The sequence below is a fragment of the Saccharibacillus sp. O23 genome (assembly GCF_002205895.1).
In the GTDB taxonomy this organism is placed as follows: domain Bacteria; phylum Bacillota; class Bacilli; order Paenibacillales; family Paenibacillaceae; genus Saccharibacillus.
In genome coordinates this window covers 23,851-44,913 of the sequence record NZ_NJDE01000022.1, presented here as the reverse complement: position 1 = coordinate 44,913, position 21,063 = coordinate 23,851, and the positions used below count along the sequence as shown (strand labels likewise).

Here is a 21,063-nt window from a genome sequence, read left to right as displayed (position 1 = left end):
GTTTCTTCGATATATAACAAAGATGCTTCGGTCGAAAGTCGTTCTTTTTAAGGACCTTCGGGCTCACGAACTTCTTCAATATTTATTTTTTCGGCTGAACGAAGCAAAGTTTGAATCTTGATTTCAATAAAAAGTGGCGGAGATGAAGCGGAAATGGCAATCGTGAAAAAACGGCTCGGAGACCTGCTCGTCGAGAACGGCATTATTTCCGAAGAGCAATTGCAGCAGGCGCTCGTCGAACAGCGGGAAACCAAACGCAAGCTCGGCGACCACTTGATCGCGCAAGGCACGATTACCGAACAGCAGTTGATCGAAGTTTTGGAATTCCAGCTGGGGATTCCGCACGTCAGCCTGTTTAAATATCAGATCGATCCGGCGATCACGCAGATTATTCCGGAAAGCATGGCTAAACGATATCAAGTGCTTCCTTTTATGAAAGAAGGCAGCAAGCTTATGGTCGCCATGGCCGATCCGCTCGATTACTTCGCGATCGAAGATTTGCGGATGAGCACGGGCTTCCGGATCGAGCCGGCGATCTGCACGCGGGACGAACTCCAACGCGCGATTGCTCGGCATTACGGGCTTCGCGATTCTATGAATCAGATGATGGGCGAACTGCCGAGCGCCGAAGAGATCGAAGAAACCGAGATTACCGACGAAGACTCGCCGATCGTAAAGCTGGTGAACCAGATGATCCAACAGGCCGCCCAACTTCGCGCGTCGGACATTCACGTCGATCCGGGCGAAAACAATTTGGCGATTCGTTACCGGATCGACGGATCGCTGCGGACGGAACGGTTGATTCCTAAGCAAATGCAAGGATTCATCACCGCGCGCCTTAAGATCATGGCGAAACTCAATATCGCCGAACGGCGTTTGCCGCAGGACGGACGGATCAAAATGCAGGTCGATTATCGCATGATCGATATTCGGGTATCGTCCCTGCCGACCGTGCACGGCGAGAAAATCGTTCTCCGGCTGCTCGATCTGACTACCGGCGTGCAGTCGATGGACAAACTCGGCTTCGACGAGCGCAATTCGACCGTGTTCAAGGAAATGATCGAGAGACCTTACGGCATCATGCTGTTGACCGGCCCGACCGGGAGCGGCAAAACGACCACGCTCTATTCGGCTCTTAACCACCTGAATACGGAAGAAGCGAATATTATCACGGTCGAAGATCCGGTCGAATACCAGATCGAAGGCATCAACCAGGTTCACGTGAACCCTGCGGTCGGTTTGACGTTCGCGGCGGGGCTGCGTTCGATTCTCCGGCAAGACCCGAATATCGTCATGGTCGGGGAAATCCGGGATACCGAAACGGCCGAGATCGCGGTGCGGGCATCGCTGACAGGCCACTTGGTGTTGTCGACGCTTCATACCAACGACGCCGTCAGCAGCGTAACGCGGCTGCGCGATATGGGAATCGAACCGTATCTGATCGCGTCTTCCCTGATCGGCGTGGTCGCCCAGCGTCTGGTCAGAAAAATATGCCCGGAATGCCGAACGGAATATACGCCGTCCGAACAGGAAAAAATTCTTATGCAAAGCAAAGGCGCGTTCGCCGATAAATTATACAAAGGCAGAGGATGCGGCAACTGCAGCAGTACGGGGTATCGGGGCCGCGTCGCCATACACGAAGTGCTGCCGATGACCGACGCGATGCGTCGTCTGGTCAACGAATCGGGCAGCATCGAAGATATGCGCGCGGTAGCGCGACAAGAAGGCATGAAGTCGCTGCTGGAAGACGGCTTCCGGAAAGTGGCTATGGGGATTACCACGCTTCAAGAAGTGATGAAAGAAACCGTCGCCCATTAACGCAAGGGCCGCGAACGAATGGCGAGGAGCTGCTGAGGATGAACGAACAAACGCGGACAATCGAAGATCTGCTGCGCGAGATGCACGCCAAAGGCGCTTCGGACCTGCATATCGCGGTCGGAGCTCCGCCCAGCGTGCGGATTCACGGTTCGCTGTTGGCTTTAAGCGGCGAGTCCGTGAGTCCGGCGGAAGCGCAGCGCATGGCCGACGAACTGCTCGGCGAAGAACGGGCCGCGCGATTCCGTAACGAAGGGGAACTGGATTTCGCTTATTCCTTGCCTGGGGCGGATCGTTTCCGGATCAACGTATATCGGCAAAAAGGATATGCGGCGATCTCGGCGCGTTCGATCCCCGAACGGATTCCGACGATGGAACAGCTGGGTTTGCCCGCTTCTCTGGCCGCGCTCGCGCATCGGCCGCAAGGATTGATCTTGGTTACGGGGCCGACGGGCAGCGGCAAATCGTCGACGCTCGCGGCGATGATTCAAGATGTCAACAGCAAGGTCAGCAAACACATCGTGACGCTGGAAGACCCGATCGAATTCATGCACGAGCATCGCAAATCGCTGATCCATCAGCGGGAAGTCGGCTTGGACACCGCAAGCTTCGCGGACGGTCTGAGAGCGGCGCTTCGGCAAGATCCGGACGTGATTCTGGTTGGGGAAATGCGGGACTTGGAGACGATTTCGGCGGCTATCACGGCAGCGGAGACCGGACACTTGGTTCTGGCTACGCTGCATACGACGGATGCGCCCAAAACGATCGACCGGATTATCGACGCTTTTCCGGGACATCAGCAGCCGCAGGTCCGTACGCAGCTTGCGTCGGTATTAACCGCCGTAATCTCGCAGCGATTGCTTCCGAATCGCGGCGGACAAGGCCGAACCTGCGTTACCGAAGTGTTGATCAATACGCCGGCCGTCGCCAACCTGATCCGCTCGGAGAAGATTCACCAGATCCGCAGCGTGATGCAGACCGGCAAAGCGCACGGTATGCACACGTTGGAGATGAATATCCGCGAGCATTTGCAGCGCGGACAAGTTGATCCGGCATCGGCCAAAGAATACATGACGGAGGTGACCGCCTGATGGCTCAATTCGAATATCAGGTGCGAACCGGCAGCGGCAAGCAGCTCAAAGGCAAGCTTAACGCCAGCGACAAAGCCGCCGCGATGGAAGAACTCCGCAAACGCGGGCTGAAAGTCTTCTCTTTGGTAGAAAAAAACAACACGGCGTTATCGAAAGAAATCTACATCGGCAACCCCGTTAAATCGATACATTTCATTATCTACTGTCGCCAGTTCGCCACATTGATTCGCGCCGGGATTACGATCGTCGACGCGACGACCATTCTGGCGGGACAAACCGAAAGCAAAGCGCTCAAAAACGCATTGGTGCAGGTTGCTTCCAGCCTGCTGAAAGGGATTCCGTTCTCCCAAGCGGTACAGGAGCATAAACGAATTTTCCCTTCGCTGTTCGTGAGCATGGTACGCGCGGGCGAAGAAACGGGCGATCTGGAAGGCACGCTGGACCGCTTGGCCGTTTTCTTCGAAAAGCAGCACTCCACGCGCGAAAAAGTAAAGTCGGCGCTCACTTATCCGGCGACGGTAGCCATACTGGCGATCGTATCGACCGTATATCTGCTCTGGGCGATCGTGCCGCAGTTTATCACCATGTTCGATTCGTTTAACGCGAAGCTGCCGACGATCACGGTAGTGGTATTGGCTTTGAGCAGAAGCATTCAGCACGGCTGGTATTTCTGGGGATTGGGTCTGCTGATTCTGGTTGTCGGTTTCTTCATGGCGAAACGAACCGAGCAAGGCGCTTATTGGATCGATTACGCGAAGCTGAAAGTTCCGGTTTTCGGCAAATTGAATCAGAAAAGTTCGATCGCGCAGTTTACCCGTACTTTTTCTTCATTATATGCAAGCGCGGTTCCCGTTCTTCAGTCGTTGACGATCGTCGAAGACGTCGCGGGCAACAAGGTCATCGCGAAAGTCATCCGCAATGCGGGCGATTCGCTCCGTCAAGGCCGGACATTGGCCGAACCTTTGCAGAAATCATGGGTGTTTCCTCCATTGGTTACGCAAATGGTATCGATCGGCGAAGAAACCGGCGCGCTGGGCGATATGCTCGGCAAAGTCGCCGATTTCTACGAAATGGACGTGGACAATACGGTCGATCGGTTGAAGTCGCTGCTGGAACCCATCTTGATCACGTTCTTGGCAGCGGTCGTCGGCGTGATTATGGCCGCGATCATGCTTCCGATGTTCTCGCTGTACAGCAGTATCTCGTAACAAGCGCGCGGCGTCATATGAAGTGTCTGCGATTTCAGCCGAATATGTAAGACGCCGCGATCGGGTTTCTGTTCGGAGACCCAATAGCAGTACCGGAGCAATCCGGAAATCAACTCACGGGAGTGAATACACATGAATCAAGCAGTAGAAGCAGTCAACGAAGTCGAAGTGAAGGAATCCCGCCAATCGACGTTCATGCAGCGCGTATGGTCCAAAATGGGCAAAGATGAAAAAGGTTTTACCTTGATCGAGCTCTTGGCGGTACTGGTCATCATCGCGATTATCGCGGTTATTGCGATTCCGCTGATCGGTGGAATTATTAATAACTCTAAAGCAAACTCTGATGTAGCAACTGCCCGTCAAGTTTACGACGCTTCTCGTCTTTATGTTACTGGTGAATTGGAAGGACAATTCGTTAAAACGGGCGGTTTGACAATTACAATTGCACAGTTACAGGCTAAAAATTATGTTGATAACCCACTGTTGCTGCCAAGCACTAAAGCAGCAATTACTGAAGGAAACGTAAAATACGACGCAACAACTGGAGCGTTAACTTCGGTTACGCTAGGAACAAAAGAGTACCCCGCTGCTACAGTGATTGCAGGAAAAGCTAACTGATTTTAAGGATTCAGAAACTTAGTGACAAAGAAACCGGAAAAACCCACCCGTTTTTCCGGTTTCTCTTTATCCCTTGAACTTTATCTTTTTCTTTTCCCACACCGAGATCGGAATCTCAGCGGAAGGATAACAGGATTGTGGAAAAGCGGAGCGGTCGTCGTTACCCTCCGATTTCCTCTTTAGCTTAATCTAATCAAGAAATCGGAGGGTAACAGCGATTGGAACAACTTTTTAGCCTGAAGCGCGTTATTCCGATCCTTCTATCATGACTATTCTGATCGCGATCTACGTCACTATCGTCGGCCTTTTGTTCGGTTCTTTTTTTAACGTCGTGGGACTCCGGGTTCCGGTTGGCGAATCGATCGTGCATCCGCCGTCGCGCTGCGGAAGCTGCAATACGAGATTGGGCGCCAAAGATATGGTTCCGGTATTCAGCTACATGTTTTCGAAAGGCAGATGCCGGCATTGCGGGGTCAAATTTTCGCCGATCTATCCGCTGTTCGAGGCGGCAACCGGAATTTTTTTCTTATGGACTTATCTTCGCTTCGGATTGACGGTTACGGCTGCGATTGGTATCGTGCTCGTCAGTCTGAGTATCATCGTCACGGTGGCGGATTTAACCTACATGCGGATTCCCAACAAAGTATTGCTGTTTTTCGCGCCGATTCTGATCGTGCTTCGCTTCATCTGGATGGATGCTCCTTGGTGGCATTACGTGCTCGGCGGACTGTTCGGCGGAGGGTTGATTTTGTTGGTCGGCATTCTCTCCAAAGGCGGCATGGGCATGGGAGACGTCAAGCTGTTCGCGCTGTGCGGACTGGCGTTGGGAATCGGGCCTGCAGTGCTCGCTTTTATGTTGGCTTGTGCGCTCGGCACGATTTTCGGCCTTTTATTGATCGCATTAAAAGTAGTGCAGCGCAAGCAGCCGATTCCTTTCGGTCCCTGGCTTGCGCTCGGCACGTTGATCGCTTATCTGTACGGAACGCAAATTATCGGCGGATATCTCTCGCTGATCGGTTAGGAGGACATGTCAGGCATGCTGGGACTCGGAAGCAAAAAAGCGGGACTGACGATCGAACAGACCGGCGTCCGCTTTATCCAACTCAAGAACAACAAAACCTGGGAGATCGAAAAGCAGGCCTTTTTGCCGCTCGAACCCGGAACCATTATCGAAAACCAGATCGCCGACGTCGAAAAGTTGAGCGAGCAGGTTCGTCAGTGGGCGGAACAAGAAGGCTTGAAAGGCAGCCGCGTCGCGTTGTCGGTTCCGCCTTCGCAGGTTATCATCCGCAAAATGAATATTTCTGCCGTCAACGCAAAGCAGGTTCAGCAGTTGGTTGCGCTCGAAGTCGAGACCGGGCTGCATCTGCCGTTCGAAGAACCGGTGTACGATTTCATTCCGGTCGGCCGCGAAAAGGTGCTTCAGGAAGACGGGCTTGAAGAAGAAGTTACTCGGGTGCTGGTGTTTGCGGCGCCCAAAAATCTCGTGAACGAATATATCGGGATCTTGGACAGCGCAGGGATCAAAACGGACAGCGTTGAAGTGTCGGCGACCGCACTCGGACGAATCGCGGAGATCGCGCAAGGAAGACCTTTTGCCGATACGATGCTGGTTCATCTGGAACATTCGCAGCTTGACGTTTATATGTTCCGCGAAGGTCACCCGGTATTTATGCGGACGATCAACCTGCTGGATCTCGCGGAAGAAACGCCGATGTTTCAGTCCGAATCGTATCTGGCTCAAAAAGCGGCTTTGGGCGAAGACAGTTTGTCCTCCGAACAAATTCTGGAGATTACGGCCGAAATTTCGCGGATGTTAAACTTCTATCAATACAGCTTGCATGATGGAGCCGCGCGGATCACCGAACTGATCGTTACGGGGCCGCCGGTCAGTCGGCGTCAGCTTGTCGGCGAACTCAATCAGGCTTTGGCTGAGATCCGGATCGAAGAATTGATATTCGAAGCGACGCCGGGCAAAACGGAAGACGCGTCGATCAATATCTATCGGGTAGCGATCGGTGCCGCGCTGCGCGAAGATAAAAACAGTCTGATCGATCTGCTGCCGCGCGAAGACCGCGAAGCGAAGGTGCTGCCTTATGCGCTGGCCGCGCTTTTGGTCATCTGGGTGTTGGCGGCTGCGGGGGTAACGGTCTTCTACGCGACGCAGCAAGGCGAACTCGATCGTTTGACCGCGCAAGCGCAAAGTTTGCAAGCGGATAGCGACGTCAAACAGCTCGAACTCAGAGGCTTGCAAGGCAGCGGCGGCTCGCCGGCCGTGTTGATCGCCCAGCTTGAAGCGGCGCGGGTGGATGCGGTCGCGGTACTGCAAGAACTGGATCAAGGCTTGCCGAAACGTGCCGTGATCCGCGATATTTCGTATTCGAAAAGCAGTACGATCGATCTGACTGCCGACGTGGGCAAGATCGACGACGCGGCGACTTATCTGGCTGCTTTGAAAAAGATGTCGTTTGTTTCGAATGCTGCTATCGCAAGTCTGGCCGAAGAAACCGATACGGGCAACGGAAGCACGCAAGGAGCGACAGGGCTTTATTCGGTCGTGTACAGCATTTCCATGCAAGGAGCGGCGACAAATCCGTCCGATACGGCGGCCGCGCAATCGGCACAGTCTGCAGGCGAAGCGATCGCGCCCGGCGCGGCGGCTTCGGATCTTTCGACACAGGAGGAGAGCGTCAATGCTGGAACGAATCCATAATAACCGTCAGGCGCTCATACTGGGGATAACCGTACTCTTTTTATTGCTGCTGGTTCCTTATATGCTGATGATCCGTCCGCAAACCGAAAAGATCGAAACGCAGCAAAGCGAAGTCGTCCGGTTGCAGCAGGAAAACGAAATTTATGGGCGTAAGATCGACGAACTGAAAAATCAGGGCGCGCAGAATCTGAGCGGCGAAGAAATCGCGGAGAAACTGCCTTCCGAGCCCGATCAGGAACAAATCGTGACCGATTTGTATAAAGCGGGTCTGGCGACCAACGTTATTTTGTCCGACGCCACGTTTGCGAGCGAAAGTCCCGTAGCGGGCTCAGCGACTGCGCAAACGACAGAAGCGCCGCAAGACGGTCAGATCCGTTCGGTTTATGTGACCGCTAATATTCAGGGAGACTATACCGGCCTCAAAAACTGGATGAGCGCGCTTCAAAAACTGCCGCGATTGACCTCGATCGAGCAGTTTAAGCTGAATAAACCGTATGTGTACAGCAATTCGCTGTTGGACGCCACCGTGACGTTTACCGCAATTTATCTGCCTTCGACAGTCGATTCTTCCGCTTCATCGAACGCGGCGGACGCGACCGATGCAGGCGCGGGTACGACCCCTGCGCCTTGAAGACCGGATGAATGCATAAAGCTGGACGGGCGGAACGGGAATCAGTTATACTTGATTTGCGCCGGACAGCGTTCGAATTTTACGGCATATTTTTTGAATCGAATCCTTTTAGATTTCGGGGGAGCACCCCGTGAGCTTCGGGGCCGCTCGGCGGTGTGCCCGAAGCTTTTTTGCAAGAGGCATGAAATAAGAAAAACCTCCCCCCGATATCTTTTCGCGGTTCAGAGATATGAGAAATCCGGCTCTCTACTCATGCCCTTACAAATTTGTTACAATGAGATACATAAAGAACGACGTTAACGACGCGGCCGGTACGAATAGCCGGCCGCGTCTGAGCGATAAAGAGGCGGGGCCGCATCGTGCAGGCGGCATAAGCAACAACAGGCGTGCGGGGGACGCGAAGACGCCTGGCTGCAAATCCAAATTCGGGAAGTGATACCGTGATCGAAATGCAGGATGTGTGGAAGACATATCCGAACGGAACCCATGCGCTCAAAGGGGTTTCGGTCCAGATCGACCGCAGCGAATTCGTGTACGTCGTCGGCCCTTCGGGGGCCGGCAAATCGACGTTCATGAAGCTGATGTATAGAGAAGAAGTGCCCACCAAAGGGCAGATTTCGGTGAACGGATTCAACCTCGGCAAGCTCAAACAGCGCAATATTCCGCTGCTTCGCCGCAATATCGGAGTCATTTTCCAAGATTATCGGCTGCTGCCGAAACTGACCGCTTACGAGAACGTCGCGTTCGCGATGGAAGTCATCGAAGCGCCGCGCAAACTGATGCGCAAGCGGGTGCTGGAAGTGCTCGACCTGGTCGGGCTGAAGAACAAAGCCAACCGCGAACCGCAGCATCTGTCGGGCGGCGAACAGCAGCGGGTCGCGATCGCGCGCGCGATCGTGAACAATCCGTCGGTCATCGTCGCGGACGAACCGACCGGCAATCTCGATCCGGAGACGTCTTGGGGAATCATGCAGCTGCTCGACGAGATCAACTTCCGGGGCACCACGATCGTCATGGCGACGCACAACAAAGAGATCGTCAACACGATGCGCAAGCGGGTGCTCGCGATCGAAAACGGGCAGGTCGTTCGCGACCAGCTGAGGGGAGAATACGGTTATGAATTTTAATACCCTTCTGCGGCATCTTCGCGAGGGAACGAAAAACGTATTCCGCAACGGCTGGATGTCGATCGCTTCGATCTTGTCCATCATCGTATCGCTGACGCTGCTCGGCGTGGCGCTCCTGCTGGTCCTGAATCTGGATCGCGCGGCCGACGTCGCCGATAAACAAATCGAGATCAGCGTCTACCTGAATCTCAATATCGAGCAGGCTGAGCGCGACGTGATCGAGCAGAATATCCGCAGCATGCCGGAAGTTCAAGACATTACCTTCGTTTCCAAAGAAGAAGGACTGGAGACGATGCGCAAAACGCTAGGCGACGCGATGGTCAAAGGATACGAAGAATCGGGAACCAATCCGCTGCCGGATCTGTTCAAGGTTCGGGTGATCGAAGCGACGACGGTCCCGTTCGTGGCGGACAAGATTACGGACTTGAACAAGACCTACGCGGACAAGCCGATCTACGAAGTCGATTACGGCAAAGGAACGGCGGAGAAGCTGTTCCAGTGGACGCAGACGATCCGCGTGATCGGACTGGTGCTCGTGGTGGCGCTCGGCGTCATGGCGATGTTCCTGATCGCGAACACGATCAAAGTCACCATCATCGCCCGCCGCCGCGAGATCGCGATCATGAAATTGGTCGGCGCGACCAACCGTTTTATCCGCTGGCCGTTCTTCGTGGAAGGCGTGCTGGTCGGATTGACGGGCGCGGGAGTGACGCTGGCGATTCTGTTATACGGTTATTTCCGGGTGGAACTGGCTGCGGCCGATTGGAGTCAAGCGCTGTTCACGCTGCTTCCGCTCCAAGACATCTGGTTATGGTTCAGCTTATTGATTCTCGGCCTCGGCTTCCTGATCGGAGCTTGGGGCAGCACCATTTCGATCCGTAAATTTTTGAAGGTCTGACGCTGCAGTAGGGATGCCAACACTAATTCGGAATAGAAGGATGGGGAACCCGTTTTGAAGAAAACAGCTTCGGTATTGGCCGGCGTTCTGTTGGCCGCAGCGATCGTGCAACCCGCCAGTCTCTACGCAGCGGGCTCGACGGATAAGATCGACCGCCAGCTCGAGCAGCTTCAGCAGCAGCAGAAGGACGCTCAAGCGCAGAAAGACGCGGCGGAGGCCGACAAGAAAAAGGCCCAACATTACAAAAACAAAACGTCCCAGTATCTGGAGCAAGTTCTGGCCAATATCGAGGTCGTCGGAAACAAGCTGACTCAGGTGACGATGGAACTGTCGGAGACCGAAATTGCGCTCGAACAGACGAAGCAGGAGCTCGAAGCCGCGAAGAAGCGGATCGCCGAGCGCGAAGGCCTGCTCGATACGCGCGTTCGCATGATGTACACCGACGGATTCGTGTCTTATCTGGACGTGCTGATGGCTTCGGCGGACTTCGGCGATTTTCTGGGCCGCGCCGATTCGATCAAACGAATCATCGGACAAGACCATAACATTCTCGACGAACAGAAACAGGATCAGGAATTGGTCGTGCAGAAGCAGGCGGAACTCGAAGAGCAGCACGCCAAGCAGACCCGGCTTCTGGCCGAAGTCGAGACGCACAAGAAAGAACTGGACGCCAAAGAGCAGGAGAAACGCAAATTGATCGCCCAATACGATTCGGACATCGAGGAAGCGGGCGAAATCAGCGAAGAGCAGGATGCGATGCTGATCGAATTCGCGACCAAACGTTCCGATCTGGAACGCGAGAAACGCGAAATCGAGGAAGCGCAGCGCCGAGCCGCCGCGGAAGCGGCTCTGCGTCAAGCGCAGGAGAAAGCGCGCAAAGCGGCCGAAGCCCAAAAAGCCGAAGAGCAGCGTCAGGCGGAAGCCGAAGCGGCGCGCGCGGCGGCCGAAGTGGAATCTTCCTCGAAATCGAGCGACTATTCTTACAATAACGATTCGCCTTCGGATTCGTCTTCTTCGAACTCTTCCTCGTCTTCGAGCGGTTCGATGCTGACGCCGGTCGACAACTACCGGATGTCTTCGGGCTTCGGTACGCGGGTCCACCCGATTACCGGCAAGATCAAGAAGCATACGGGCGTCGATCTGGCGGCTCCGCAGGGAACGGACATCCACGCGGCGGCGGACGGCGTCGTGACCGTAGCCCAATGGTGGAACGGTTACGGCAATACGGTCGTCATCGACCACGGCAACGGCGTATGGACGCTGTACGGCCATATCCGCGACGGCGGCATCAACGTCTCGCCGGGGCAGACCGTCAAGCGCGGCCAGAAGATCGCCGAAGTCGGCTCCACGGGCAATTCGACCGGACCTCACTGCCATTTCGAAGTCCGGATCAACGGAGAGCCGGTCAATCCGGTTCCTTATCTGGGTTGGTAAACGCGAAAAGATCGAGAGTCCGCTCAAACGCAAGTTCCACGGTCCCCGTCCGGCTTCTGCCGGGCGGGGCTTGCGTCTAAGCGGACTCTGGTTCAAAATAAAGGATGTTCATCAAAGGATATTTCCAAGGAGGCTTGCACCATGATAAAAAGACGGACTGCGGTTCTGCTGGTCATTGTGGCCATGATCATCGGAGGGGGAGCGGTGCTTGCCTTGACGAATTATCCGATCTTCGCCAGCAGCGGAGCCAGCGCGAGCAGCGGCTTGAGTCAAGACGATGTGACCAAGCTGAACAACGCGGTCAAGATTATCGAAGACAACTATTACAAGAACGTCGATCACAATAAGCTGGTCGAAGGCGCGCTGAACGGCATCGTCGGCTCGCTGGAAGACCCGTATACGTCGTATATGCCGGCCGAACAGGCCAGCGCGTTCAACGAATCGATCGAAGGTTCGTTTACGGGAATCGGAGCCGAAGTCGAATTGAAAGACAAACAGGTAACCGTCATTTCCCCGATCAAAGGCTCTCCGGCCGAAGCGGCCGGCATCCAAGCCAAAGACGTGCTGTTGTCGGTCAACGGCGAATCGTTGGCCGGGCTTGATCTGCAAACGGCCGTTTCCAAGATCCGCGGTCCGAAAGGCAGCAAGGTAACGATTATGGTGCAGCGTCCGGGAACGAACGATCCGATCAAGTTCGTGATCACGCGCGACGACGTGGAACTGGAGACCGTCAACGCCCATATGGCGGACAGCAAGATCGGCGTGATCGAAGTGACGCAGTTCTCCAGCAACACGGGCGCGCGCTTCAAAGAAGAACTGACGAAGCTCGAGAAGCAGGGCATGAAAGGCCTCGTCATCGATCTGCGCAGCAATCCGGGCGGTCTGCTCGACGTCGTGGTCGATATGGCGGAGCAGTTCGTGCCGAAAGGCAGCGCGATCGTCAAAGAAGAACAGCGCGGCGGAGCCAAGCAGGTTCTTCGTTCGAACGGAAACGCCAAGACCAAAGCGTATCCGGTGACGGTCCTGATCAACGGCGGCAGCGCCAGCGCTTCGGAGATCATGGCGGGCGCGCTCAAAGAATCGGCCGGAGCGAAGCTGCTGGGCGAAAATTCGTTCGGCAAAGGCACGGTGCAGACGAGCGTTCCGGACAAGTTGGGCAAAGGCACGCTGCTCAAGATCACCATCGCCAAATGGCTCACGCCGGACGACGAATGGATTCACGAAAAAGGCATCAAGCCGGACGAGAAGGTCAGCCAGCCGGATTACTTCGCGGTGGCTCCGATCGACAAGTCGAAGACTTGGAAATACGACATGAACAACGACAACGTCAAAAGCGCGCAGATCATGCTCAGCGGTCTCGGCTACGATACGAAACGCAAAGACGGATACTTCGACGCGGAGACCAAAAAGCAGGTTCAAGCGTTCCAAAAAGCGCAGAAGCTGACGGTGAGCGGCATGGTCGATAAAAAGACGGCCGAAACGATCGAAGCGGCGATCCTCAAAAAAATCGCCGATCCGGCCAACGATACGCAGTTGAACCGGGCGATCAAGGAATTGAAGCAGGAAACCCTGGCTCCGGCGTCGAACTCCTAACCACATCACGGTTTACGCGAAGAGAAGGCGCAGGCCTTCTCTTTTTGGAAGCGGGACGAAAAGGGGAAACCGATGAACGAATATCTGGAAATCATCCTGTCGGCACTGCTGGAACTGGTTATTCAGCCTTTCTATTGGGCGGGTCTGTTGATCCTGCTCTTGTATTACCGGCGCCAAGGCATTCTGGAACGCAAACTTTTTCATATCCGTCTGCACGGGTACGGCGGCTTGGCGGCGCGCGCGCTGCTGGGCGGATTGTGCGTAGGCGCGGTCGTGTCGCTGATTCTGGCGGGACTCGGCTTCGTCTTGACGCCGGGCGGAGCCGCGGCGGTATGGATCACGTCGCTTCTGCTGCTGGCGATCCGTATCCGCTTCGCGAACTTCGCTTATGCGGTCGGCGCGCTGGGCGCCGTGCAGTTCGTCTTGAACTTGATCCCCGGTCTGCCGGATGACGGCTTCTGGGGAAGCGTCTTCGGCGCGATCGGCGGACTGAACGTCGCCGCGCTGCTGCTGCTCGCCGCTCTCCTGCATCTGGCGGAGAGCGCGTTGGTCGCTTGGCAGGGCAAACGATTCGCCCTGCCGACGTACATACCGGGCAAGCGCGGCCGCCCGGTGGGGGCTTACGTCCTGCGCATGCTGTGGCTTGCGCCGACGCTGCTGCTCGTGCCGGCCGAAGGCGGCGCGATCTCTCTGCCGTGGCAGCCGCCGCTGAATGCGTGGCTGGGGCTTCCGGAGGCAGCCGGATACACGCTGCTGGCGCTGCCGGTCATGTTCGGTCTGCCGGAGGCGACCTGGACGCTCCTGCCGGAGCGCAAAGCCGCCCGCGCGGCGCGGCGCGGGCTGATGTTCGGCGCGGCGCTGCTGGTGCTGGCGCTCGGGGCCGTGTTCTGGCCGCCGATGACGGTGATCGCCGCCGTCGCCGGCATCGGCCTGCGCGAAGCGCTGATCCGCGACGGCGTGCGCGAAGAAGAAGGCCTGCCGGCCTTGTACGCGCACACCGGGCGCGGCTTGAAGATCTTGGCCGTTCAGCCCGACAGTCCGGCCGAGGACATGGGCATCCTGCCGGGCGAGACCCTGCTGAAGGTCAACGGCAGCCTGGTCGGCACGACCCAGCAGCTGCATGAAGCGCTGCGGATCAATTCCGCTTTCTGCAAGCTGGAAGTGCAGAATCGCAGCGGCGAGAGCAAATTTTTGCAGCGCCCGATCTATGCGGGCGATCATCATCAATTGGGCTTCATCTTCGCCCCGGACGATGCTTCGGCTTCCGAACGGCCTTACCGGCCGCTGTCGCTGCTTGGCTTATGGGGCGTTCGCGCCGAGTCCGGGCGCGGCTTGGCGGAGCGCGAACTGCTGCTGCCGCCCGGCGGAGAGGCTGCTGCCGGGACGACCTCCGCGCAGCCGGCTCCGGTGCCGGCCGTGGCCCGTCAAGCGGAAGCGCCGCCGAACGAATCCGGTTCGAATCCCGAAAAAACGGAATTCTCTTCTTGAGAATTCCGTTTTTTTGCGTCCGTTCGTTTGCTTTTCGCGCTTCCTGATTTTTCGCCGAGCGTCCGTTTCTTCTGCTTGCTTCTCGCCGTCTTCGTCTCCGTCCGAGCTGTTTATTCGCCTTTATGAGCCCTTCGACCCAATCAATTTCCCATCACCTTTACACAGCCATGATAGGGTTGAAAAAATATTGAAAAATATCGGACTTTTTTCATAAAAGATATGCACAGAATTTACGGGAAGCTGATAAAATAGAGAAACCCAAGCAGGCAGGGAGACTTTTAGACTAGCCGAGGAGGCGATGCCCACATGAGAAACTTCAAAGTCAAAACGAAGATTTTATTGCTGACTCTGCTGTCAGGAGTCCTGTTGTTGGCTGTCGGTTATACGGGTTTTGCCACGATGAAAGAGATGGCGGGCGCGTCGGACGAGATGTATCGCAACAACTTGAGATCGTTGAACGCGATCTCCCAAGTCAGCTCGAACAACAGCGCGATCGAAGCCGATGTCATGGAGATGATGTTGACGACCGATTTCAAAGCCGGGCAGGACCTGTCGATGGATATCAGCGATCGCACCGCGCGCAACGCGATGGCTTATTCCGAGTTAGAGAAGATTTCGCTCAGTGCGGAAGCTCAAGCGCTGTACGATGAATATAACAAACTGACGCCCGATTATTTCAACGTGCGTTCCCGGGTCGTCGATCTGGCGAACCGCAATCTGAAAAACGACGCTTACGCGAAATTCGGCACGGAACTTCAGCCGATCCGCGTCAAGGTCAACGCCGTCGTCGATAAACTCAATTCGCAGCTGCTCAGAGAAGCGCAAACCAATAATGCGGCTTCGCTCGAAATGGCGCGCACTTCCTCGATGCTGATCCTGATCTGCATCGGCGTCGGCATCGTGCTGATCGCGGGCTTCGGCCTGTTAATCTCGCGTCTGGTCTCGAATCCGCTGCGCCGGATGCAGCAGATGATGAAGCGCGCCGCGGGCGGAGACTTGAGCGTGCAGGGCACCTATTTGTTCCGCGACGAGATCGGGCAGGTGACGCTGTCGTTCAACGAGATGATCGAAGGCCTGCGCGAGATGATCCGCAAAGTCGACGAGAGCGCCGTAACGCTGTCCGCTTCGTCGGAGCAGCTCGCGGCCAGCGCGGAGCAGACGACCGGAGCGGCCGGCCATATCGCCACGTCTTCGTCGGAACTGTCCGCAGGCTTCGAACGGCAGGCCAAAGCGATCGCGGACGTCAGCGTGTTCGTGGACGAGATGGAAGGCAATATGCGTCGTCTGGGCAGTACGGGCGATCAGATCGCAAGTTCCGTCGAAGGCGCGAACGCGGCGGCCGAATTGGGCAGCGAAGAAGTCCGCAAGACGATCGAACGGATGAACGGTATCGACGGCAGCGTCGCGCACGCGCTCGGCGTCGTGACGAAGCTGCGCCGCCGCTCCGAAGAGATCGGAGCCGCCGCGGTGCTGATCGAGCAGGTGACCAAACAGACGAATCTGCTGTCGCTGAACGCTTCGATCGAAGCGGCCCGCGCAGGAGAATCGGGTCGGGGCTTTGCCGTAGTGGCTCAAGAGATCCGCAAGCTGGCGGAAAGCTCGGCGGAATCGACGCGGACGATCAGCGAGATTATCGCCGCGATCCGCGAAGAATCGGAAGCGGCGGTCGACTCGTTGAATGACGGGGCCGAGCGGGTGAAGCTGGGCGTGGAGAGCGGCCAAGCCATCTCGCAGGTATTCGGCCAGATTCGCAGTTCGGTATCCGAAGTGCGCGGCGAGACGTCCGAAGCCGGCCAATTGATCGGGCTGCTGATGGAACAAACCGCGCAGATCGCGGACGCCATGCGCGAAGCCAGTTCGATCGCCCAACAGGGCGCGGCCGGTATCGAAGAAGTCAGCGCGGCCGGCGAAGAACAGCTCTCGACGATGGAGGAAGTGCAGAGTTCCGCCTTGTTCCTGTCGCGTATGGCTGAAGAGCTTCAGCATACGCTGGCGCGGTTTACTTTGGAGCATGCGAGCGCTGTTGATTCGGCCGTAGCGAACGAGGAATCGGCGCAAGAAATCGAAGCGGGCGGAGCCGAAGAATCCGCGGAATCGAACGGATTGAACCCGGTCGCTTAAGCAAACGTGCCCGATGTTTCCGGATATCGGCGGAATCTGAAAGTTTAAACGAGTACGAGATTTGAGAAAACGCCCTGACACGAAATACGCGAAAAGCCCGAAAACAAAGACCGCTTGCGGCTTTTGTTTTCGGGCTTTTCGATTTGGGCAAAGCCGCCCGCAAGCAAAGAAAGCGTCGAGCGCGGCAGACAAACGCACCGGCGAGGCCGCGACGCTTCAAGGCGTCTGAACGGTCGAATCGGCTTGAAGCTGGCGCAGCACGGTGATCTCGACCCGCCGGTTGCGCTGACGTCCCTCCGCGGTAGAGTTATCGCCGACCGGGCGCGTATCCGCGTATCCGGCGTATTGGAACTTGGAAGCCGACAAGCCGCGCGTATCGATGAAATAACGCAGCACGGACAGCGCGCGGGCGCCGGACAGTTCCCAGTTGTCGGCATAACGGCCGCCGGTGATCGGTTGATTGTCCGTATGGCCTTCGATGCTGATCGTCGCGTCTACGGTGCCGAACAGCGAAGAGAGCCGGTCCAGCACGCCCGCGGCTCCGCTTTTGAGATCGGCGCGTCCGACGTCGAACAGGAAACGGTCGCTCAGCGTGATCGAGATCCCTTGAGGTTTGTCGGCCACGAAAATCTGATCCTGAAGTTTGTTGTCCGTCACGTAAGATTGAATCGTCTGAAGAAAAGCGTTCAATTGGCGTTCCTGCTCGCGGAATTGCAGTTCGCGTTCGCTCGGCGGCTCTTGAGCGTCCGGCGTTTTGCCGGTCGAATCTTCTTCTTGGTCGCCCGCCGCTCCGCCTTCGTCTTGGCCTTCCGTCCCGGGAATCTGTTGGCCGCTTTCTCCGGTGATCTTGGGGCCGCCGTCCAGAATGCCGCTGCCCGCTTTGAACGTCGTTTGCAGCGAAGACGTGACGGCTTTGTATTTATCGGCGTCGATGGTGCTGACCCCGTACATGATCACGAAGAAGATCAGCAGCAGCGTGAGCAGGTCGGCATAGGTGATCAACCAACGCTCCTGCTGGTGCGACGGGCCTTGTTTGCGTCTGCGCCGTCTGCTCATCGCGGCTCAGCTCCGTCCGTGCGGATCTCGTCGTCGTCTTCGAGATACGTCGACAGCTTTTTCCGCAGCAGGTTCGGATTCTCCGCGTTCTGGACGGATAGCAGCCCTTCAAGCATCATCTCCATGACTTGGACCTCCTCTTCTCCGCGCGCGCGGATCTTGGATGCGATCGGCAGGAAGATCAAGTTGGCGCTCGCGACCCCGTAGAGGGTAGCGATAAAAGCGACCGCGATCGACGAGCCGAGGTTGGCCGGTTCGGTCAGGCTGCCCAGCACGCGGATCAAGCCCATGACCGTTCCGATGATTCCCATCGTCGGCGCGTAACCGCCGGCCGATTCGAAAATTTTGGCGTAACCGTCGAACTTCTCCTGCTTCTTGTCGATCTCGAGTTCGAGGATCTGACGGATCAGCGGCGGATCGCCGCCGTCGACGATCAATCCCAATCCTTCGCGCATAAAAGGATCTTCGTGATTCTCCGCGTTCTTCTCCAGCGCCAGCATGCCCGAACGGCGAGCGGTGGAAGACAGGCCGGCCAGATCTTCGATCAGTTCCCGCGCGTGCAGAGGACGGGAGCCGAAAGCCAGTTTCAGCGCTTCGGGCAGCGTCTTGAGCCGTTTCCACGGAAAACTGATGACGACGGCCGCCGCCGTTCCTCCGAAAACGATCAGCGCCGCGGCGCCTTGCAGAAGTCCGCCCGCCTGCCCGCCTTCCCACAAAAAGCCGCCGATCAAAGCGGCAAATCCGGCAATGATTCCGATGATCGTAGTGATGTCCATGCGTTTGTTCCTCTCTGCGGCAAAAGCTTGAAATAAGGTCGTTCTTTTTCATAAATAATTGCAACGGTTAGGGAAAAAGAGTATACTGAACGGGAACACGTATTCTTATCAGAGGCGGTTCGGAGAGCAAATCAAAGCTTTCTCCGACGCTTCGAAGTCGACGTTCGGAGAATGATCCGCAACGTTTTTTGTTCGCGGCAGGATCGAATATCCGCCGTTTCCGAAGCCCGAAATCCGCTTCGCGCCGACAAGGTTCGTTAGGAGCGCGAAAGAATGTGGTTATGTAACAATATAAAGCAGATGGACGGCGTGTCAAACGAAAGCGATACGCCGGCTTTTTTCGTATTCTTTGCTTCAAATACTATCATTTCAAACGATGAGGGTGAAATAGGGCCAATGAGCGATATTGTAATCAGTAACAAGCCGTTCGAGATCGTCTCGGAATTCTCGCCGCAGGGCGACCAACCCGGCGCGATCGAAGAACTGGTCGACGGCGTGCTGGCGGGCAAGAGACACCAGACGCTGCTCGGGGCGACCGGAACGGGCAAGACGTTCACCATCGCGCAGACGATCGCGAAGTTGAACCGTCCTACGCTCGTCATCGCCCACAACAAGACGTTGGCGGCCCAGCTCGCCAGCGAATTCAAAGAGTTCCTGCCGAACAATTCCGTCGATTATTTCGTCAGCTACTATGACTATTTCCAGCCGGAAGCTTATGTTCCTTCTTCGGATACGTACATCGAGAAAGATTCCAGCATCAACGAAGAGATCGACCGGCTGCGCCACTCCGCGACCAGCTCGCTGTTCGAGCGTCGCGACGTCGTGATCGTGGCGAGCGTGTCCTGCATCTACGGCCTCGGTTCGCCGGAAGAGTACGGCAACCTGCTGCTGTCGCTGCGCGTCGGCATGGAGAAGTCGCGCCAGAGCATTCTGTCGCGTCTGGTCGATATCCAGTATCAGCGCAACGACATCAACTTCGTGCGCGGCACGTTCCGGGTGCGGGGAGACGTCGTCGAGATTTTCCCCGCTTCGCGCGAAGAACATGCGATCCGCGTCGAACTGTTCGGCGACGAGATCGAACGGATCAGCGAGATCAACGTGCTGACCGGCGAGATCATCGGCGAACGCGAACATGTCGCGATCTTCCCGGCGTCCCACTTCGTCACCCGCGAAGAGAAGATGCGGGTCGCGATCGAGAACATCGAACGGGAACTGGAAGAACGTCTCGCGGTATTCAAAGAACAAGGCAAGCTGCTCGAAGCGCAGCGTCTGGAGCAGCGGACGCGCTACGACATCGAGATGATGAAAGAAGTCGGTTTCTGTTCCGGCATCGAGAACTATTCCGGACCGTTGACTTTCCGCGAACGCGGCGCGACGCCGTATACGCTGATGGATTATTTCCCGGACGACATGCTGGTCGTGATCGACGAGTCGCACGTCACGCTGCCGCAGATCCGCGCCATGTACAATGGCGACCAAGCGCGCAAGAACGTGCTGGTCGATTACGGTTTCCGCCTGCCTTCGGCGCTCGACAACCGGCCGCTGAAGTTCGAGGAATTCGAAGAGAAAGCCAATCAGTTGATCTACGTTTCGGCGACGCCGGGACCTTACGAGATCGAACACTGCCCGACGATGGTGGAACAGATCATCCGTCCGACCGGATTGCTCGATCCGATCATCGATATCCGCAAGACCGACGGACAGATCGACGACCTGATCGGCGAGATCCGCACGCGCATCGAACGCGACGAGCGCGTGCTCGTCACCACGCTCACCAAGAAGATGGCCGAAGATCTGACCGACTATCTGAAGGAAGTCGGCATCAAGGTCCGTTATCTGCATTCGGACATCAAGACGCTGGAGCGGATCGCGATCCTGCGCGACCTGCGGCTCGGCGTATTCCACGTGCTCGTCGGCATCAACCTGCTGCGCGAAGGTCTCGACCTGCCGGAAGTCTCGCTGGTAACGATTCTGGACGCCGACAAAGAAGGCTTCCTGCGTTCCGAACGCTCGCTGATCCAGACGATCGGCCGGGCGGCGCGGAACTCCGAAGGCCGCGTCATCATGTACGCCGACAAGATCACCGAGTCCATGGACAAGGCGATCAAGGAAACCGAACGCCGCCGCTCGATCCAGATGGCCTACAACGAGCAGCACGGCATCACGCCGCAGACCATCAAGAAGAAAGTGCGTGACGTCATCGAAGCGACCAAAGCCGCCGAAGGCGGTTCCGACTTCCTCTCCGGTTTCGACGGCAAGATGACGAAGAAGGAACGCGAGAAAATGGCGATCCGCATCGAAAAAGAAATGAAAGACGCCGCCAAAAACCTCAATTTCGAACGCGCCGCCGAACTTCGCGACGCCCTGCTGGAATTGAAAGCGGCCGACTGACCCCGACTCCCGTTTTATCCTTGATGATTTGATCTTATATTCAGTCATATAGCGTCCGCCGAAGAGCGGACGCGATCTTTTTTAGCCGCAAAGCAATTTTTCG

At 56.5% G+C, this 21,063-nt stretch carries 16 protein-coding genes; 14 read left to right on the top strand and 2 right to left on the bottom strand.

The genetic code is table 11. From position 1 onward, the window contains the following. Positions 1–153: 153 nt before the first annotated feature. The 13 genes from gspE (at position 154) to CDO73_RS21680 (ending at position 16,737) form a co-directional block, all read left to right on the top strand. Positions 154–1,818 (top strand): type II secretion system ATPase GspE, encoded by a 1,665-nt coding sequence (gspE, locus tag CDO73_RS21740; RefSeq protein ID WP_088490628.1) that lies wholly within the window; start codon positions 154–156, stop codon positions 1,816–1,818. A gap of 38 nt (positions 1,819–1,856) precedes the next feature. Next, positions 1,857–2,906 (top strand): type IV pilus twitching motility protein PilT, encoded by a 1,050-nt coding sequence (locus CDO73_RS21735; protein ID WP_088490627.1) that lies wholly within the window; start codon positions 1,857–1,859, stop codon positions 2,904–2,906. Continuing rightward, positions 2,906–4,114, top strand: a complete 1,209-nt coding sequence (locus CDO73_RS21730) for a type II secretion system F family protein (protein WP_088490626.1) — start codon at positions 2,906–2,908, stop codon at positions 4,112–4,114. The genes CDO73_RS21735 and CDO73_RS21730 overlap by 1 nt, the downstream gene beginning before the upstream one ends. Before the next feature lie 132 nt (positions 4,115–4,246). Beyond that, complete coding sequence (locus CDO73_RS21725; protein ID WP_256972806.1) at positions 4,247–4,732, top strand: prepilin-type N-terminal cleavage/methylation domain-containing protein; 486 nt, start codon at positions 4,247–4,249, stop codon at positions 4,730–4,732. Between the two features lie 265 nt (positions 4,733–4,997). After that, positions 4,998–5,753 carry a prepilin peptidase gene (locus CDO73_RS21720; protein ID WP_088490625.1) on the top strand — a complete coding sequence of 252 codons (756 nt, stop codon included), beginning with the start codon at positions 4,998–5,000 and terminating at the stop codon, positions 5,751–5,753. 15 nt (positions 5,754–5,768) lie between these two features. Then, complete coding sequence (gene pilM, locus CDO73_RS21715; RefSeq protein WP_179218783.1) at positions 5,769–7,445, top strand: pilus assembly protein PilM; 1,677 nt, start codon at positions 5,769–5,771, stop codon at positions 7,443–7,445. Beyond that, positions 7,426–8,076: a type 4a pilus biogenesis protein PilO gene (gene pilO, locus CDO73_RS21710; RefSeq protein WP_088490623.1), complete on the top strand. Its 651-nt coding sequence runs from the start codon at positions 7,426–7,428 to the stop codon at positions 8,074–8,076. The genes pilM and pilO overlap by 20 nt, the downstream gene beginning before the upstream one ends. Positions 8,077–8,516: 440 nt before the next feature. Continuing rightward, the gene (ftsE, locus tag CDO73_RS21705) at positions 8,517–9,203 is read left to right on the top strand and encodes a cell division ATP-binding protein FtsE (RefSeq protein ID WP_088490622.1); all 687 of its coding nucleotides are present in this window, start codon (positions 8,517–8,519) and stop codon (positions 9,201–9,203) included. Continuing rightward, complete coding sequence (gene ftsX, locus CDO73_RS21700) at positions 9,193–10,101, top strand: permease-like cell division protein FtsX (protein WP_088490621.1); 909 nt, start codon at positions 9,193–9,195, stop codon at positions 10,099–10,101. The genes ftsE and ftsX overlap by 11 nt, the downstream gene beginning before the upstream one ends. Positions 10,102–10,155: 54 nt before the next feature. Next, positions 10,156–11,535, top strand: coding sequence for a M23 family metallopeptidase (locus CDO73_RS21695; RefSeq protein ID WP_088490620.1), 1,380 nt, complete (start codon positions 10,156–10,158; stop codon positions 11,533–11,535). 141 nt (positions 11,536–11,676) lie between these two features. Beyond that, positions 11,677–13,128 carry a S41 family peptidase gene (locus CDO73_RS21690; protein ID WP_088490619.1) on the top strand — a complete coding sequence of 484 codons (1,452 nt, stop codon included), beginning with the start codon at positions 11,677–11,679 and terminating at the stop codon, positions 13,126–13,128. Between the two features lie 72 nt (positions 13,129–13,200). After that, positions 13,201–14,616: a PDZ domain-containing protein gene (locus tag CDO73_RS21685; protein WP_088490618.1), complete on the top strand. Its 1,416-nt coding sequence runs from the start codon at positions 13,201–13,203 to the stop codon at positions 14,614–14,616. Positions 14,617–14,922: 306 nt separating this feature from the next. Next, entirely contained in the window at positions 14,923–16,737 is a 1,815-nt protein-coding gene (locus CDO73_RS21680) for a methyl-accepting chemotaxis protein (protein ID WP_088490617.1), read from the top strand. A 216-nt stretch (positions 16,738–16,953) separates the two neighbouring features. Here CDO73_RS21680 and CDO73_RS21675 read toward each other — a convergent pair whose 3' ends face one another. After that, the gene (locus tag CDO73_RS21675) at positions 16,954–17,793 is read right to left on the bottom strand and encodes a flagellar motor protein MotB (RefSeq protein WP_088490616.1); all 840 of its coding nucleotides are present in this window, start codon (positions 17,791–17,793) and stop codon (positions 16,954–16,956) included. Then, positions 17,790–18,569 (bottom strand): flagellar motor protein, encoded by a 780-nt coding sequence (locus tag CDO73_RS21670; protein WP_088490615.1) that lies wholly within the window; start codon positions 18,567–18,569, stop codon positions 17,790–17,792. Before CDO73_RS21670 ends, CDO73_RS21675 begins: the two co-directional genes overlap by 4 nt. 396 nt (positions 18,570–18,965) lie before the next feature. On the opposite strand from CDO73_RS21670, the gene uvrB reads away from it, so the two are divergent. Continuing rightward, positions 18,966–20,960 carry an excinuclease ABC subunit UvrB gene (uvrB, locus tag CDO73_RS21665; protein WP_088490614.1) on the top strand — a complete coding sequence of 665 codons (1,995 nt, stop codon included), beginning with the start codon at positions 18,966–18,968 and terminating at the stop codon, positions 20,958–20,960. Positions 20,961–21,063 lie beyond the last annotated feature (103 nt).

Coding starts and splice junctions, on each gene's coding strand:
- gspE (WP_088490628.1), top strand. CDS start 154: ATGGCAATCGTGAAAAAACGGCTCGGAGACCTGCTCGTCGAGAACGGC.
- CDO73_RS21735 (WP_088490627.1), top strand. CDS start 1,857: ATGAACGAACAAACGCGGACAATCGAAGATCTGCTGCGCGAGATGCAC.
- CDO73_RS21730 (WP_088490626.1), top strand. CDS start 2,906: ATGGCTCAATTCGAATATCAGGTGCGAACCGGCAGCGGCAAGCAGCTC.
- CDO73_RS21725 (WP_256972806.1), top strand. CDS start 4,247: ATGAATCAAGCAGTAGAAGCAGTCAACGAAGTCGAAGTGAAGGAATCC.
- CDO73_RS21720 (WP_088490625.1), top strand. CDS start 4,998: ATGACTATTCTGATCGCGATCTACGTCACTATCGTCGGCCTTTTGTTC.
- pilM (WP_179218783.1), top strand. CDS start 5,769: ATGCTGGGACTCGGAAGCAAAAAAGCGGGACTGACGATCGAACAGACC.
- pilO (WP_088490623.1), top strand. CDS start 7,426: ATGCTGGAACGAATCCATAATAACCGTCAGGCGCTCATACTGGGGATA.
- ftsX (WP_088490621.1), top strand. CDS start 9,193: ATGAATTTTAATACCCTTCTGCGGCATCTTCGCGAGGGAACGAAAAAC.
- CDO73_RS21690 (WP_088490619.1), top strand. CDS start 11,677: ATGATAAAAAGACGGACTGCGGTTCTGCTGGTCATTGTGGCCATGATC.
- CDO73_RS21685 (WP_088490618.1), top strand. CDS start 13,201: ATGAACGAATATCTGGAAATCATCCTGTCGGCACTGCTGGAACTGGTT.
- CDO73_RS21680 (WP_088490617.1), top strand. CDS start 14,923: ATGAGAAACTTCAAAGTCAAAACGAAGATTTTATTGCTGACTCTGCTG.
- CDO73_RS21675 (WP_088490616.1), bottom strand. CDS start 17,793: ATGAGCAGACGGCGCAGACGCAAACAAGGCCCGTCGCACCAGCAGGAG.
- CDO73_RS21670 (WP_088490615.1), bottom strand. CDS start 18,569: ATGGACATCACTACGATCATCGGAATCATTGCCGGATTTGCCGCTTTG.
- uvrB (WP_088490614.1), top strand. CDS start 18,966: ATGAGCGATATTGTAATCAGTAACAAGCCGTTCGAGATCGTCTCGGAA.